This window comes from Bradyrhizobium iriomotense, from assembly GCF_030160715.1.
Taxonomy (GTDB): domain Bacteria; phylum Pseudomonadota; class Alphaproteobacteria; order Rhizobiales; family Xanthobacteraceae; genus Bradyrhizobium; species Bradyrhizobium iriomotense.
In genome coordinates this window covers 38,497-54,746 of sequence record NZ_BSOW01000016.1, presented here as the reverse complement: position 1 = coordinate 54,746, position 16,250 = coordinate 38,497, and the positions used below count along the sequence as shown (strand labels likewise).

13 protein-coding genes are annotated in these 16,250 nt (G+C 65.1%); 5 read left to right on the top strand and 8 right to left on the bottom strand.

Features of this window, described 5'->3' with window-relative positions; genetic code table 11:
- Positions 1 to 47: 47 nt before the first annotated feature.
- Positions 48 to 926: an SUMF1/EgtB/PvdO family nonheme iron enzyme gene (locus QQL28_RS22860; RefSeq protein WP_284268897.1), complete on the top strand. Its 879-nt coding sequence runs from the start codon at positions 48 to 50 to the stop codon at positions 924 to 926.
- A 280-nt stretch (positions 927 to 1,206) separates the two neighbouring features.
- Here QQL28_RS22860 and QQL28_RS22855 read toward each other — a convergent pair whose 3' ends face one another.
- Both QQL28_RS22855 and QQL28_RS22850 read right to left on the bottom strand, forming a co-directional pair.
- Positions 1,207 to 1,857 (bottom strand): CoA transferase subunit B, encoded by a 651-nt coding sequence (locus QQL28_RS22855; RefSeq protein WP_284268895.1) that lies wholly within the window; start codon positions 1,855 to 1,857, stop codon positions 1,207 to 1,209.
- A gap of 68 nt (positions 1,858 to 1,925) precedes the next feature.
- A complete protein-coding gene (locus QQL28_RS22850; RefSeq protein WP_284268893.1) occupies positions 1,926 to 2,633 on the bottom strand; it encodes a CoA transferase subunit A in 708 nt (235 codons plus the stop codon).
- A 255-nt stretch (positions 2,634 to 2,888) separates the two neighbouring features.
- Between QQL28_RS22850 and QQL28_RS22845 the strand changes: the two genes are divergently transcribed.
- The 4 genes from QQL28_RS22845 (at position 2,889) to QQL28_RS22830 (ending at position 8,418) form a co-directional block, all read left to right on the top strand.
- Positions 2,889 to 4,841: an AsmA family protein gene (locus tag QQL28_RS22845; RefSeq protein ID WP_284269127.1), complete on the top strand. Its 1,953-nt coding sequence runs from the start codon at positions 2,889 to 2,891 to the stop codon at positions 4,839 to 4,841.
- Between the two features lie 360 nt (positions 4,842 to 5,201).
- Positions 5,202 to 6,587 (top strand): ABC transporter substrate-binding protein, encoded by a 1,386-nt coding sequence (locus QQL28_RS22840; RefSeq protein ID WP_284268891.1) that lies wholly within the window; start codon positions 5,202 to 5,204, stop codon positions 6,585 to 6,587.
- 110 nt (positions 6,588 to 6,697) lie between these two features.
- Positions 6,698 to 7,570 (top strand): carbohydrate ABC transporter permease, encoded by an 873-nt coding sequence (locus QQL28_RS22835; protein ID WP_284268889.1) that lies wholly within the window; start codon positions 6,698 to 6,700, stop codon positions 7,568 to 7,570.
- A complete protein-coding gene (locus QQL28_RS22830) occupies positions 7,567 to 8,418 on the top strand; it encodes a carbohydrate ABC transporter permease (RefSeq protein WP_284268887.1) in 852 nt (283 codons plus the stop codon). The genes QQL28_RS22835 and QQL28_RS22830 overlap by 4 nt, the downstream gene beginning before the upstream one ends.
- Here QQL28_RS22830 and QQL28_RS22825 read toward each other — a convergent pair.
- The 6 genes from QQL28_RS22825 to QQL28_RS22800 form a co-directional block, all read right to left on the bottom strand.
- On the bottom strand, positions 8,415 to 8,915 hold the full coding sequence (locus tag QQL28_RS22825) for a DUF6622 family protein (protein WP_284268885.1): 501 nt from the start codon (positions 8,913 to 8,915) through the stop codon (positions 8,415 to 8,417). The two genes, QQL28_RS22830 and QQL28_RS22825, sit on opposite strands and share 4 nt — an antisense overlap.
- A 13-nt stretch (positions 8,916 to 8,928) precedes the next feature.
- On the bottom strand, positions 8,929 to 9,741 hold the full coding sequence (locus QQL28_RS22820) for an ABC transporter permease (protein ID WP_284268884.1): 813 nt from the start codon (positions 9,739 to 9,741) through the stop codon (positions 8,929 to 8,931).
- 1 nt (position 9,742) lies between these two features.
- The gene (locus QQL28_RS22815; protein ID WP_284268883.1) at positions 9,743 to 10,654 is read right to left on the bottom strand and encodes an ABC transporter permease; all 912 of its coding nucleotides are present in this window, start codon (positions 10,652 to 10,654) and stop codon (positions 9,743 to 9,745) included.
- Positions 10,651 to 11,814, bottom strand: a complete 1,164-nt coding sequence (locus QQL28_RS22810) for an ABC transporter ATP-binding protein (RefSeq protein WP_284268882.1) — start codon at positions 11,812 to 11,814, stop codon at positions 10,651 to 10,653. Before QQL28_RS22810 ends, QQL28_RS22815 begins: the two co-directional genes overlap by 4 nt.
- Before the next feature lie 176 nt (positions 11,815 to 11,990).
- On the bottom strand, positions 11,991 to 13,448 hold the full coding sequence (locus tag QQL28_RS22805; protein ID WP_284268881.1) for a glycerol-3-phosphate dehydrogenase: 1,458 nt from the start codon (positions 13,446 to 13,448) through the stop codon (positions 11,991 to 11,993).
- Positions 13,449 to 13,569: 121 nt separating this feature from the next.
- Entirely contained in the window at positions 13,570 to 16,248 is a 2,679-nt protein-coding gene (locus tag QQL28_RS22800) for a sensor domain-containing protein (RefSeq protein ID WP_284268880.1), read from the bottom strand.
- Positions 16,249 to 16,250: the final 2 nt, after the last annotated feature.

Genomic DNA, 16,250 nt, shown 5'->3' with positions numbered 1-16,250 from the left:
GGCAAGGGGCCGGCGATCACCGGCCCCTTCTTCTTTCGGGGGTTACCATGCTGATTGCATTCAAACTCAAGCTGGCGCTCGCCTGCGTCGCCGGATTCGCAACGCCGCTGGCCGTTGCGCCTCTGGTCGGCGATGTCACGACGCGCGGCGCGCCGGGCGAACCGGCGATCGTCGAGATCGCCGCCGGCAGTTTCACCTACCGCGCCGCCGGCGATTTCACCCGCGCGGGGCACCAGGCGGAGGCGCCGTTGCGCAACATCCGCTTGGCAAGGCCGCTTGCGATCATGCAGCAGCAGGTGTCCTCCGCCGACTATCAGCTCTGCGTGCAGGACGGCGCGTGCCGGGCGCTCGACCGCGACGTCGTGGTCGCACCCGATCGCCCCGCGGTGCAGGTGAGCTGGCACGATACGCAAGCCTATGCCGGATGGCTGTCGCGCAAGACGGGCAGGACCTGGCGTCTGCCGAGCGATGAGGAATGGGCCTTTGCCGCCGGCAGCAAGTTCAGGGATGACGGATCGCCGGTCGATGCCGCCGATCCCTCAAGGCGCTGGATCAGCCGCTACGATCGCGAATCCGAGCGCGACCTCTCGGACACCGCGACTTATCCGTTCGGCAAGTTCGGCCTCAACGAGCACGGCGTGTCCGATTTCGCCGGCAATGTCTGGGAATGGACCTCGACCTGCTTCGTGCGCGAGCGGGTCGACGAGAACGGCAAGCCGGGCCGACAGACCACCAATTGCGGCGTGCGCATCGCCGAGGGCGCTCACCGTGCCTACGTCACCGACTTCATCCGCGACGCCCGCGCCGGCGGCTGTGCGCAAGGCGTCCCGCCCGCCAATCTCGGCTTTCGCCTGGTGCGCGAGCAGACGTCGTGGGTGGCGAGCGTGTCGCAGCGGTTGGGCAAGGGGTTAGCGGCGAGGTCGTAGCCGCGATCATCGCCGTGTAGCCCGGATGGAGCGAGATTGGGGCACGCTCGCACCATACCCTCGGTGTCATCGCCCGCGAAAGCGGGCGATCCAGTATTCCAAAGGCGGCGATAGGATACGGATAAGCCGCGGCGCACTGGATGCCCCGGTCAAGCCGGGGCATGACAGTCTCAGGCATGAAAACCGCGCGGCCCTGGACCATGCAAGCCGAGTCAGCGACGACACAAACAAAAGCGGCCGGAACATGCCCGGCCGTTTAGCTATTTCTTGAAGCGCCCGCTTACGTATTCTTCAGCGCAACACGAAACTCGGCTTCGGTCTTGGACTTGACCTCGTCGAGCGTGACGCCGTCGGCGAGCTCGATCAGGGCCATGCCGCCGTCGCCGTGCTTATCGATGGTGAAGACGGCGAGATCGGTGACGACCATGTCGACGACGCGCTCGCCGGTCAGCGGCAGGCTGCACGTCTTCAGGAGCTTGGCGCCATCCTTGGCGGAATGCTCCATCACCACCACGACGCGCTTGACACCGGCGACGAGATCCATCGCGCCGCCCATGCCCTTGACCATCTTGCCGGGGATCATCCAGTTGGCGAGGTCGCCGTTCTGGGCCACCTGCATGGCGCCGAGGATCGACAGGTCCATGTGGCCGCCGCGGATCATGCCGAAGGAATCCGCGCTCGAGAAATAGCTGGTCGAGGGCAGCTCGCTCACGGTCTGCTTGCCGGCGTTGATGAGGTCGGCGTCTTCCTCGCCCTCATAGGGGAACGGTCCCATGCCGAGCATGCCGTTCTCGCTCTGGAGGCTGACGTCCATGCCGTCGGGGATGTAGTTCGAGACCAGCGTCGGAATGCCGATGCCGAGGTTGACGTAGTAGCCGTCACGCAATTCCTTCGCGGCGCGCGCGGCCATCTGTTCACGGGTCCAGGCCATCGTTGTGCTCCTGTCGATTCTTTAGTGGCGCATGATCTGATCGGAAAACCGGTGTCCACTTTTCCGGATCATGCGCTCGGGCGCGGGCGCGTGTTGCGGAATTCGATGCGCTTCTTGGCCGTGCCGACCTCGACGATGCGCTTCACGAAAAGACCGGGCGTGTGGATGTGGTCGGGGTTGAGCTCGCCGGCCGGCACCAGATGCTCGACCTCGGCCACGGTGATCTTCGCGGCGGTCGCCATCATCGGGTTAAAGTTGCGCGCGGTCTTGCGGTAGATGAGGTTACCGGCGGTATCGCCCTTCCAGGCGTGGACGATGGCGAGGTCGGCGAACAGGCCGCGCTCCATCAGGTACTTCTGGCCGTCGAATTCCTTCACTTCCTTGCCTTCGGCGATCAGCGTGCCGACGCCGGTCTTGGTGTAGAAGGCCGGGATGCCCGCGCCGCCGGCGCGGATGCGCTCGGCGAGCGTGCCTTGCGGGTTGAATTCGAGTTCCAGCTCGCCCGCGAGGTACTGCTGGGCGAACAGCTTGTTCTCGCCGACATAGGAGGAGATCATCTTCTTGATCTGGCGGGTTTCCAGCAGGCGGCTGAGCCCGATGCCGTCGACGCCGGCATTGTTGGAGACCACCGTCAGGCCCTTGACGCCGGAGTCGCGGATCGCGTCGGACAGCGCCTCGGCGATGCCACAGAGGCCGAAACCGCCCGACATGATCATCATGCCGTCCTTGAGAATGCCATCGAGAGCCGACTTGGCGTCGGGATAGACCTTGTTCATGCGGGAAACCTTGGGTGTGAGGCGTTACGCCCGTTGTTGGCCGGGATTATTAGGCGAAATGGTCTTGAGCCGTCAATGATACGGGGTTTCGCCCGCCTGGGCCCGATGATAGAGCTGCCCACGCGGTGGGCATAACCGCCTCCCCGGCCTTGAAAGCGACAAGAAAACCCATCAAGTTGCGGAACTTGTGCGTGGGGCGCGTTTGGCTCCCGGTTGAGCACCCGACAACAACCCGATCAGGACATGCCATTGACGATGGCCCAAGGAATGAAGCGCCTGGGGACGCCGATTGCGGCGCTGCTCGGCATCGTGCTGATCGCCCTGGTCGCGACCTCCTGGCTGATCAACCGCGACGCGCTGCGCAAGGCGGTCGAGGGCCAGATCCGCGCCGTCACCGGGCTTGAGCTCAATGTCGCAGGGGCCATCGACATCTCGGTGCTGCCGGCGAGCTATGTCTCCTTCCATGACGTCAGCCTGAAGGGCCCCGGCGGGCACAGCGATCCGGCTCTGCATGTCGAGGTGCTCACCGCGAATTTGCGGCTGCTGCCGCTCCTGCTCCAGCGCTTCGAGATCGCCGATCTGATGCTGCTGCGGCCGCATATCCACGTCAGCCTCGAGGCCAATGGCGACAGCAACTGGACCCCCTTCATCCAGACCATCGCGCGCACCATGAAGCCGGGCGCCGACAACCAGGTGTCGTTTTCCGAGATCAGGGTCCAGGACGGCGTGCTCGACTTTGAGGACCTCGCCAGCCACGGCAGCGAAAAGTTCGAGGACATCGACCTCTCACTGGCCTGGCCCTCGATCTCGCGCTCCTTTGCCGCCACCGGGCAGTTCGACTGGCGCGGCGAGCGCGTCGACGGCTCGATCAGCTTCTCTGATTTCGTCGCAGCGCTGTCCGGCGACCGCTCGGGCCTGAAGGCGCGGATCACCAGCCCGCCGCTCAAGCTCGCCTTCGACGGCAGCGTCGCCAACCGCACCAGCCCGATGATGGAAGGCACGCTCACGATCGACAGCCCCTCTTTACGCAACGCGCTGCGCTGGGCCGGCCAGCCGCAGCCGGCCAGCGGCGGCTTCGGCCGCTTCGCGCTCAAGGCACGCGCCAACGTGGTGGGCGCGTCGATCGCGCTCACCAACGTCAATGTCGAGCTCGACGGCAACGTCGCCGAAGGCGTGATGACCTACGCCAACAACGGCCGGCAGACGCTCCAGGCAACGCTCGCCGCCGACGCGCTCGACTTCACGCCCTACATCTCGACCTTCCGCCTGCTGGCGAGCGGCGCGCGCGACTGGAACAGGCAGCTGTTCGACCTCAACGGTCTGTCGACCACCGATCTGGACATGCGCTTGTCGGCGGCGCGGTTGACGGTCGGGCCGTCGAAGCTCGGCCGCACCGCGATCGGCGCGAATTTGCGCAACGGCACGCTGGCGCTCTCGGTCGGCGAGGCGCAGGTCTATGGCGGCATTGCGAGGGGCTCGTTCGGCATCGCGCGCTCCGACACGGTCGCCGACGTCAAGGCGCAATTCCAGTTCACCGACGTCGATTTGCAGGCCTGCACGTCCGAGCTGTTCGGCATCAACAAGCTGTCCGGCCGCGGCAACATCAACGTGTCGCTGATCGCCTCCGGCTCGAGCCCGTTCGGCCTCGTGCAATCGCTCGACGGCACTGCCTCGGTGATCGGGCACGACGGCGCGATCTCCGGCTTCAACGCCGAGCAACTGTTGAAGCGGCTGGAGCGGCGGCCGCTGTCGGGCGGCGGCAATTTCCGCAACGGCTCGACGCCCTACAACAATCTCACGGTGGCGGTGAAATTCGCCGAGGGAATCGCGACCGCTGACGACATCCACATCGAGGGACCGACGGCGAAGATCACGCTGACCGGCACCGCCTCGGTGCCGACGCGCGAATACGACATGAAGGGCGTGGCGAGCCTGAACGGCACGAGCGGCTTCGAGCTGCCCTTCGTGGTGCAGGGGCCCTGGGACGATCCGCTGATCTTCCCCGATCCGGAAAGCCTGATCCGCCGCTCGCCGGCGTCAGCTCCGCTGCTCGAATCCGTGCGCAATCCCAAGACGCGCGACGCCGTGCGCTCGGTGCTCGAGCGCTTCACCGGCGCCAAGCCCGCCGCACCCGATGCCGCGCCGACGGCGGAGAACGCGAAGGAAGGCGCCAAGGACGGCGCCAAGGACGGCGCGAAATCCAATTAGCGTTGTGACTCCGACAGCCCATTCCTTCATTCCGGGGCCCGAGCAGAGCGAGGGAGCCCGGAATCCGTCGGACCCCAGGGTACGTGGGTGAATGGATTCTCAGATGCGCAATCGCGCATCGTAGCTCGCGACTTCGTCGCGCCCCGGAATGACGTTGCGTGAATCAGACGTCAGAGACACAGGGCGCGAATTGATGGCCGTGAATTGATGCGTCGATTGGATCGATGCGCGGCGTTAAGACTGTTCGCGACGAAATCCCCCTCGACCTAGGTCTGACAAGATGCCGCTAGATCGGGCCACGCCCATGCGCTAGTGTTTTAGCCAACCGGTTAAAACACCGGCGCTTTGAGGGAGAAAAACGTGAAATCAAGGGTTATTGGCGCACTATCACTCGCGGTCGCTGCGGTTGGGCTGTTTGCAGCCACTGCACCCGCGTTTGCCCAGCAGAAGACCATCACGGTCTGGTGGGGCAAGGGCTTCTATCGCTCCGAAGACGACGCGCTCATCGATACGATCAAGAAGTTTGAAGCCAAGACCGGCATCAAGGTCGAATTGTCGCAGTATGCGATCCAGGACATGATTCCGAAGACGGTGGCCGCGCTCGATGCCGGCACCGTGCCGGATGTCGCCTATTCCGATTCCTACGACGTGCAGGCGCAGGGCAAGTGGGCCTATGAGGGCAAGCTCGAAGATCTGTCCGACGTCATGGAGCCGATCAAGGACAGGTTCGCACCGAACACGCTGGAAGCCTCGATCCTCTACAACGACGTCGCCAAGAAGAAGGCCTATTACGGCTTTCCGCTGAAGCAGCAGAGCATGCACGTCCAGATCTGGGGCGACATGCTGGACAAGGCCGGCTTCAAGCAGAGCGACATCCCGACCGACTGGGAAGGCTATTGGTCGTTCTGGTGCGACAAGGTGCAGCCGGCGATCCGCAAAGCCACCGGCCAGCGCATCTATGCCGTGGGCCAGCCGATGGGCGTGGAATCCACCGACGCCTTCCAGTCGTTCTACACCTTCATGGACGCCTACCACGTCAAGCTGGTCGACGACGACGGCAAGCTGCTGGTCGACGATCCCAAGGTGCGCGAGAACCTCATCAAGGCGATGAAGGACTACACCGACACCTACATCAAGGGCTGCACGCCGCCCTCCTCCACGACCTGGAAGGATCCGGACAACAACGTCGCGTTCCACAACAAGACGATCGTGATGACCCACAACTTCACGATCTCGATCGCGGCGAAATGGTTCGAGGACTCCACCAACCAGAACCTGACGCCGGAACAGCGCGCGGCCGGCAAGAAGGCCTATGAGGAGGACATCATCACCGCGTCCTTCCCGAAGGCGCCGGATGGATCGACCATCCGCTACCGCTCCGACGTCAAGACCGGCTTGATCTTCACCGCGGCCAAGAACAAGGCGGAGGCCAAGCAGTTCATCAGCTTCCTGCTCCAGGAAGAGAACGTCCGCCCCTACATCGAGGGCGCGCTCGGGCGCTGGTTCCCGGTGACGAAGGAAAGCCAGGCGAGCCCGTTCTGGCAGGCTGACCGGCACCGCAAGGCGGTCTACAATCAGTTCATGGGCGGCACCGCGCCGTTCGACTTCACGAAGAACTGGAAGTTCACGATCCTGAACAACGAGAACGTCTGGGCCAAGGCGATGAACCGGGTGGTCAGCGAGAAGGTCCCGGTCGACAAGGCCGTCGACGAGCTCATCGCCCGTATCAAGCAGGTCGTGGGTTAAGTGATCCTCACCTCTCCCCGCTTCGCGGGGAGAGGTGCAAGAACAGCACCGGCCGCGTTTCGCGGCCGGCATCTCTTTCAAGAGTTCGAAAAGAGAAGAGTTCGAGAAGAATGGCGATCACGCTCTCTGGCGATCAATCGATAGCTTCGCCGCCTTTGTCGTCGCGGCTGACCCCGGCGCAGGTCTGGGGCATCGTGCTGCTCGCGCCCTATTTCCTGGTCTTCCTGGCCTTCGTCGTCTATCCCGTCTGCTACGGCCTGTGGCTGGCGCGCCACCCGGCAAGCTATGTCGCGCTCTACAACGACCCGATCTTCGCGCGCGCCGCGGTCAACACCCTGATCTTCCTGGTCATCGGCATCAACATCAAGATGCTGATCGCGCTGTTCCTGTCCGGCTTCTTCGCGCAGCAGCGCACCTGGATCAAATGGCTCTCGGTGATCTTCATCCTGCCCTGGGCGGTGCCGTCGATCCCGACCATCCTGTCGGTGCGGTTCATGCTCAATCCCGAATGGGGCATGGTCAATCATTTCATCTTCTCGCTCACCGGCGATGACGGCCCGAACTGGCTGAACGATCCGACCGTCGCGCTGACCATGGCGATCGGCGTGCACATCTGGAAATCGCTGCCGTTCTGGACGCTGATCCTGATCACCGGACGCCTCGCGATCTCGCACGATCTGTTCGAGGCGGCCGAGGTCGACGGCGCGAGCTGGTGGCAGAAATTCCGCTACATCACCTGGCCGTCGATGCAGACGCTCTACGTCACCTGCACGCTGCTCTCGATGATCTGGACGTTAGGGGACTTCAATAGCGTTTACCTGCTGACCGGCGGCGGCCCGGCCGACCTCACGCATGTGCTGTCGACGCTCGGCATCCGCTATCTCCGGCTCGACCAGCTCTCGCTCGCGATGGCTTCCATCGTCTGCGCCATGCCGTTCGTCCTGCCGCTCGTGTACTTCATGATGAAACGGTTGTCGCGATGAAGCTCCCTACCCTGCGCGAAGTCGCGACCGAAGCAAAGTTGCTGCTGATCGGCATTCCGGTGTTCATCTGGACGATGGTGCCGATCTATCACATGTTCCTGTTCGCGATCTCCCCGAAGGAGGACGCGTTCTCCGGAAAGCTGTGGCCGGACCACCCGACGCTGCACAACTTCTCGATCGTGTTCAACCAGCAGCACTATTTCCTGCGCGACTTCTACATCCAGTTCTGGAATTCGGTGGTGATCGCGGCGTCCGTCGGCGCGCTGACGCTGTTCATCGCGACCGCGGCGGCGTTCTCGATCTCGCGGCTCAAGGTGCCCGGCGGGCGCGTGGTGATGAATCTGGCGCTCTTCACCTACTTCATCCCGGCGGCCTTCCTCGCTGTGCCGATGTACCGGACCATGGGCAATTACGGCCTGCTCAACAATCACTGGTCGCTGATCCTGGCGATGGTGACGATCGCCAGCCCTTACGCGATCTGGGTGTTGAAGCAGGCCTCCGACAAGCTGCCGGTCGAGCTCGATGAAGCCGCGGTGATGGACGGCGCCACCACGCTGCAGATTTTCCGACTGGTCTATCTTCCCCTGATGATGCCCTCGCTGGTCGCGATCGGCACCTATGCGGTGCTGCTGGCATGGAACGAATATCTCTACGCGTTCCTGCTGCTGTCGAATGACAAAGAGATCACGCTTCCCGTCGCGCTCGGCAACTTCCTCGCCGCCGACGACTCGCCGTGGGAGCTGTTGATGACGACCGGCTTCATCTACGCGCTGCCGCCGGCCGCGATCTACTACGCCTTCCGCCGCTACATGGTGGGCGGGCTCACCGCAGGTGCGGTGAAGTCTTAACTATCCGCCGCGCGCTTCCTGCGATAGGCGACCAGGAGCGCGATCGTCGAGCCGATGAAATAGCCTGCGGTCGCGCCCGAAACGGCGCGGCCGACGATGATCGCGAGCGCGCGGTCGCTCGCATCGATCGCCGAGATCACGCCGACCGCATATTGCAAACCGAACACGATGAGATTGCGGACCAGCGGGAACACGCTGCCCGCCCGGATGATCTCGCCGCTCTTGTGGTCCACCTCGAACGGACGCGGCGTCAGGATGCCGGGCGGCAGCAGCGCCAGCGCCGCCGCGATCCAGGCAACCAAGGGCCACGCGCTGTCCTGATGCCCGAAGCCGATCCGCGAGATACCCCAGACGATGAACACCACCGGCACGATCAAGGCGCGCCAGATCGGCGTCGTGCGCGGCTGCATGGCCTTGATGCCCTGCCACACCAGAAAGGCGAGCAGCGCGAACACCCAGACCGGGGTGTGGATCACGATCTGATAGGCAAAGGTCATGATTGCTTCCTGCTCACAGCGGCGCCGCGCTCTCGCCTTGCGAGCTCGACAGTTTCGAGGCGAGCGAGGCAATGACGATGACAATGGCGATCAGGCCGATCACCAGCGTGCAGATGGCGTTGATCTCGGGCTTCACCCCGAGCCGCACCTCGGAATAGATCCGGATCGGCAGCGTCGCCGACCCGGGGCCGGTGGTGAAGCTCGCGATCACGAGATCGTCCAGCGACAGCGTGAACGCCAGCATCCAGCCGGCCACGATCGCGGGCGCGATCAGCGGCAGCGTAACCAAAAGGAAGGCGCGGACGGGATTGCAGCCGAGGTCCATCGCGGCCTCCTCGAGCGAGCGATCGAGCGAGCCGAGGCGCGACTGCACCACGACCGCGACGAAGCACATGGTGAGCGTGGTGTGCGCGATCGTCACCGTCCAGAAGCCGCGCTCCGCGTTCAGCGCCACGAACAGCAGCAGCAGCGACAGGCCCGTGATCACCTCGGGCATCACCAGCGGCGCATAGAGCATGCCCGAGAACAGCGTGCGGCCGCGAAATCCTTCGCCGCGCGACAGCGCCACCGCGGCCAGCGTTCCAAGCACGGTCGCGATGCTGGCGGAAGCGACAGCGACGCGCAGGCTCATCCAGGCGGCCTCGATCATGGCGCCGTCATTGAAGAACTCGCGATACCAGCGCAGCGACCAGCCGCCCCACACCGTCACCAGCCGCGAGGCATTGAAGGAATAGATGACGAGAATGAGGATCGGCAAGTAAAGGAACGCGAGCCCCAGCGCCAGCGAGGCGACGTTGAAGCGGGAGAGGCGAGCGAGCTTGCGCATCTCACCGCTCCTCCAATTGCCGGCGCTGGACCCGCTCGTAGAGCAGCAGCGGTGCGAGCAGCACGACCAGCAGGATGATGGCGGCCGCGGACGCGACCGGCCAGTCCTTGTTGGTGAAGAACTCGAGCCACAGCGTCTGGCCGATCATCAGCGAGTTGGAGCCGGCCAAGAGGTCCGGGATCACGAACTCGCCGACGATCGGAATGAAGCAGAGCAGCACACCGGCGCCGACGCCGGGCAGCGACAGCGGAAAGGTGACCAGCCAGAACACCGCCCCCGGCGGCGCGCCGAGATCGGCGGCCGCCTCCTCCAGCGCCGGCTCCATCTTGGCCAGCGTCGCATAGAGCGGCAGGATCATGAACGGCAGGTAGGAATAGACGATGCCGAGATACATCGCGCTGTCGGTGGAGAGCCACACCACCGGCTGGCTGACCAGATGCAAAGCGAGCAGGATTTTGTTCAAGAGCCCGTCATGCTGCAAGATGTTGATCCAGGCGTAGATGCGGATCAGGAACGAGGTCCAGAACGGCACGATCACCAGCACCATCGCCACCGCCTGCCAGCGCGTCGGCAGCCGCGCCATGCCATAGGCGATGGGGTAGCCGATCACGAGCAGGATCGCGGTCGCCGTGATCGCGACGGTGAGGCTTCTTACGTAGGCGAACACGTAGAGGTCGTCGGAGACCAGCAGCTTGAAATTGTCGATCGACAGTGCGCCGAAGGCGGCCTTGATCGCCGCCCATCCCGCCGTCAGGTCGAACACCGGCTCGTAGGGCGGCTGCGCGATCGCGGTCTGCGACAGGCTGATCTTCAGCACGAAGCCGAACGGCACCAGGAAGAACAGCGCCATCCAGAGGTAAGGCGCGATCGCGGCGAAGCGCGCGGGCCTTGCGAAGATGCGGCGCGCGCTCATTGCTCGAGCACCACACAATCATTGGACGTGAACCAGGCCACCACGCGCTGGTTCACGCCGTAGGCATCGGCGTCGCGGCGCACGGTATTCGCGATCGCGGACTGCACCGTGCCACCCGCATCGAGCTTCACCGTGTAGGTGGTGCTGCCGCCGAGATAGCAGACGTCGCTGACCGTGCCTTCCAGCCGGTTGATCGCAGGCCCCTGGTCCGCATGACCACCGGACTCACGGCGCGAAAGTTTGACCTTCTCGGGACGGATTGCGACCGACAATTTGGCCTTGCCGACCGGCACGCGAGGCTCGACGACCACGAGCGGACCGGCGTCGCGGGTCACAATGGTCAGGCGATGACCATCATACGATTGCAGCTCGCCTTCGAACAGATTGATGTCGCCGACGAACTGCGCGATCCAGCGCGAGCGCGGCGCCTCGTAGAGCTGGCGCGGGGTCGCGACCTGGACGAGCTTGCCGGCGTCCATCACGCCGATCCTGGTTGCCATCGTCATCGCCTCCTCCTGGTCGTGGGTGACGATGATGAAGGTCATGCCGAGCCGCCGCTGCAGCTCCATCAGCTCTGCTTGCGTGCTCTCGCGCAGCTTCTTGTCGAGCGCCGCCAGCGGCTCGTCGAGCAGGAGCAGCTGCGGGCGGCGCGCCAGTGCACGCGCCAGCGCGACGCGCTGCCGCTGACCGCCGGAGAGCTGGTCCGGCTTGCGCTTCTCCATCCCCTCCAGCTTCACCAGCGCGACCATCTCGGCCACGCGCGCGGCGATATCGCCACGCGCCATGCCGGCGCGCCTCAGGCCGAAAGCGATGTTGTCCCGCACCGACAGATGCGGAAACAGCGCGTAGCTCTGGAACATCATGTTGATGGGCCGCTCATGCGGCAATGCCTGCGCGATGTCGTTGCCGCCAAGCAGGATGCGCCCCTGGTCGGGCGCCTCGAAACCGGCCAGCATCCGGAGCAGCGTGGTCTTGCCGCAGCCGGAGGGACCGAGCAGCGCAAAGAACTCACCGGCCCCGATGTCGAGCGACACGCCGTCAACGGCGCGGAACGCGCCGAAATCCTTCACCGCGCCGTCAATGCGCAGCAGCGGCTGGTCCGCAGCCAAATGAGGCTTGGCCGCAGCGGCCACCTTGATCCCCTCGCGTTCGTCAGCCATGTTCCCTGCCGGCCCCAATGCCGCCGCACGCTAAAGCGCGATGAGATTAGGATGAATTGTCATCGCGCTTTAGGTTGTTGTTTGCGCATGATCTTTCCGGAAAACCGCTTCACACTTTTCCGGATCATGCTTTAGCGGCGGAACGCCGCCGGCTCAACCGGTTCGATGCCCATCATTCACACCGCATTCGCCATGAACGCGGCCAGTGCGTCGCGATCGCCGGGCGGCATGGTCAGGCCGAGCTTGGAGCGGCGCCACAGGATGTCGTCGGGGAAACGGGCCCATTCGGTCTGCATGAGGTAGCGCACCTCGGCTCCCGTCAATTCGGGACCGAAAGCCGGCCCCAGCTCGGCACGGCTCGTCGCCTCGCCCAGCACGGCCGGCAGCCGCGAGCCGTAGGCACCGACCAGGCGCTGCGCCTGCGCCTCGGAGAGAAAGCGCCAGCGGTCGCGCGCGGCATCGACTTCCGCCTCGAAGCCCTGCCAGGGAAAGTCCCCGCCCGGAAGCACCGCCGCCGCCGTCCAGGGCCGCGACATCGGATAGAACGGCGTCAGCCTGGTCACCGCGCGCTCCGCGCGCCACCGCGCGGTCGTGACGTCGCCACCGAACATCGTGAGCAGCGGCGCCTTGCGCCGCCGCGCATCGAACGCGAGCTCCCGCCGACGCCCCGCCTCGGGCGCCAGATTGACGCCCGATAGCGTCCGCACCACATCGACCGGCGCGACAGGCTCGCGGAAATAGCGACCGGCGGCCTCGCAGAGATAGGCCACGTCGGCCGCCGGCATGGCAACGATCGCGGGATCGCCCTTGAAGGCATGCGTGACGGTGCCGATCAGGGTGAAATCACGCTCGAAGGGGCTTGCGAAGATCAGCCGGCCATCGCTGTTCTGGAAGACGTAGACATTGTCGGACTCGAACAGCCGCGGCACGACGATCTGACTGATCTGCACGGCAGCGCCCGCGCGCGGTGGCGGCTGTCGGAGCACGGTCTCGGCAACGCTCACGCTCCATCCGCCGCTGGTGTTCGCCAGCGCGCGGGTCGTGACGACCCTGCGGTGGCCGCGATCGACGACGGCGAGCCGCCAGGTATTGGTGCGATCGGCCCGCACGCAGCGCGCGCCGGTACAGATCACCGCGCCACGCTCCGCCGCATCCAGCGCGGTGACGACTGTGAGCCTGGAATCATCGACGACGCAGTCCGAATACTCAAAGGCGGTGCCGAACGGCCGTTTCAGGGCATTGCCGACCGGATGATGCGTGATGTCGATGGTCGCGGAGGGCGGCAGGCCGCCGCGCCCTGCGAGGCGGTCGTAGAGCAGCAGGCCGGCGCGCAGCAGCCAGGGCGGACGTTCGTCGGAATGCGCGGGGATCACGAAGCGCATCGGGCGGACCAGATGCGGGGCAATCGCGAGCCACACCTTCCGCTCGGCCAGCGCCCGGCGCACGCGACGGAAGCCGCGACGCTCCAGCACCGAGAGATCGCCATGGATCAGGTGCGGCGTTGCCGAGGAGGCCCCACCACCGAGATCGCCCTGCTCGAACAGAATGACGCGAAGGCCGCGTCCGGCGGCGTCGCGCGCGATGCTGACGCCGTTCAGGCCACCGCCGATGATCGCGAGGTCGTAATCCGCCATGAAGCCGTCGTGAGCGAACGAAGCAGGGACTTCGCCATCACTAGCGCATGATCCGGAAAAGTGTGTAGCGATTTTCCGACGAGACTATGCGCAAACAGCCGACTGAAGCGCGATCAGCGCTTTAGCCGGTCTTGAGCGCAAGCTCGATCGTCTCGGCGCGGCCGATGAGGCGGGCATATTGCCCGATCGGCAAGGGCTTGCCGAGCAGATAGCCCTGCACGCCGTCGCAGCCCTCCTTGGCGAGGAAGGCGAGCTGCTCGATCGTCTCGACGCCTTCGGCGATGATCGACATTTCGAGGCCATGACCGAGATCGATCACGGCGCGCACGATCGCGGCCGATTGCGGATTACGGCCGAGATTGATCACGAAGGCGCGGTCGATCTTGATCTTGTCGAACGGGAACGCCTGGAGATAGCTCAGCGAGGAATAGCCGCTGCCGAAATCGTCCATCGAGATGCGCACGCCCAGCGCCTTCAGGCGGCGCAGCAGCGCGAGGCCGCGATCAAAATCCTCGATCAGCACGCCCTCGGTGATTTCGAGCTCGAGCCGGCCGGGGGAAAGCCCGGTCTCCAGCAGGATCGAGTGGACGAGGCCGACCACGTCGCCATGGGCAAACTGCGCCGGCGACAGGTTGACCGCAACCTGGAGCGGCTTGGCCCAGGAGGCTGCCTCGCCGCAGGCCTGGCGCAGGATCCACTCGCCCATCTCGACGATCAGGCCGCTCTCCTCCGCGATCGGAATGAACTCGGCCGGCGAGACCTGGCCGCGGACCGGATGCTGCCAGCGCGCCAGCGCCTCGAAGCCGATGATCTCGCTCTCGGCGACGGTGTGGCCGGCGACGCCCTGCGGCTGGAACGCGAGCGAGAGCTCGCCGTTCTTGATCGCCTTCGACAGATCCTGGTGCAGCACGCGGCGGTCGCGGATCTGCTGGTCCATCTCGGGCTGGTAGAGGCTGATCGTGCCGCGCGACTTCTGCTTGGCACGGAACAGCGCCGCCCCGGCATTGGCGAGCAGCGAGGCACCTTCCGCGCCGTTGTGCGGGAAGACCGACATGCCGGTGGTGACGCCGGCGCGCACCGCGCGGCCGTCGATCTGGAATTCCTGGGCAATGGCTTCACCAAGCTGGTGCGCCAGCGCCAGGCCTGCGTCCGGCTGCTTGCCGTCGATGATCAGGCCGAACTCGTCGCCGGACAGCCGCGCGACCACGCCGCCGCGGGCAGCGTTCTGGAGCCGCTGGGCGACTTCGACCAGGAGCTTGTCGCCGAGCGCATGGCCGAAGACGTCGTTGACCTCCTTCAGCCCGTCGAGATCGATGCAGAGCACGGCGAACTCCTCGTCAGTGCCCTCGCAGGCCTCGATCATCTGCGTCAGCGCCTGGAGGAAGGCGGCACGATTGGGTAGGTCGGTCAGGCCGTCGTGATAGGCCATGTGCGCCATGCGCGACTCGGTCTGGCGGCGGTCGGTGACGTCCTCGTGGGTCTTGATGAGATATTCCGGCTCGCCGGCATCGCTGAGCACGGTGGCGCGCCGGGTGAGGAACAGCCGCAGGCCATCCTTGGTCGAGATCGGATGCTCCTCGGTGATCATCCCCCGCTTCTTGATCGCGGCCTCGTCGCGCGCGATGATCAGCTTGGCCTCTTTGGCGTTGAAGATATCGGAGGCGGTGAGGCCCGTGGCATCCTCGCGCTTGCGGTTGAGGATCGCCTCCGCGCTGCGATTGGCAAGCAGATAGCGGCCGTCTTTGACCTGCTCCACGATCAGCGCGACCGGAATGTTGTCGACCACGAGCTCGAGGAATTTCTTGGTGCTCTCCAATTCCTCCGAGAGCGAGCGGCGATCGGTGACGTCATCGAACAGGGCGATGAGGAATTCGGGCTGGTTGTTCTCGTCGCGGGCGATCACGCGGACCGAGGACAGTATGCGGCTCTCCGCGCCCCGCTCGACCTTGATCTCGCTGCGGTACTGCCCCTCGGTCGACGCCAGCGCCGCGCGATCCGCCGCCGCGATGCTAGCCGCGGTGGCAGGGCGGAAGATCTCGTCGGCGCGCTTGCCGACGATGCGGTCGCGCGAGTAGCGCGAAAAGCGCTCGAAGGCGCGGTTGGCGAAGATGTAGCGGCCGTCCTCGATGTTCTTCGCGGCCACGCAGACCGGGACGTTGTCGAGCACCGATTCCAGGAACTGCTTGGTGGAGGCAAGCTGCCGCGACAGGGTGCGCTGCTCGCTGACGTCGAGATGCGTCGCCACCGAGCCGCCGTTCGGCAGCACGAAATATTTCACCAGGATGGCCCGCCCGTCGGGCAGCTCGGTGATCAGGCCGTTCGAGCTTGCGGCCTTCTCGTAGAACTCGTTGTCGCTCACCCCGAGCACGCCGCGGTCGCGACGAATCCTGAGGAGATCCGCTCCGCCCATGTCGGTCCAGAGATCCGACCGCGCCAGCCCGTAGATCTCGAGATAGCGGTCGTTGCAGAAGATGATCCGCGCTTGCGCATCGGTCATCACCACGCCCTGGTTCAGATTGTTCAGCGCCGACGAGACGAAGGCATTGCGCCTCAGCTGCGTGCGCCTGGCCCGTCGCAATGCCGAGTGGATCCACAGCACGATGGCCGCCAGGAACGAGCACACGGCGATGCCGCCGAGCAGCGCCTCCCAGACCAGATTGGGATCGAGCCTGCCGAGATAGCCCTGCGGGGCGAAATGGTCGGACAACGCAAAGGCGCGCGCGGGCGCAGCCGTGCAGGCCAGGCACACCAAGGCCTGCACAGATGTCGTGCCGCTCGCGTGCCAGTTCTTGTCAGCCATCA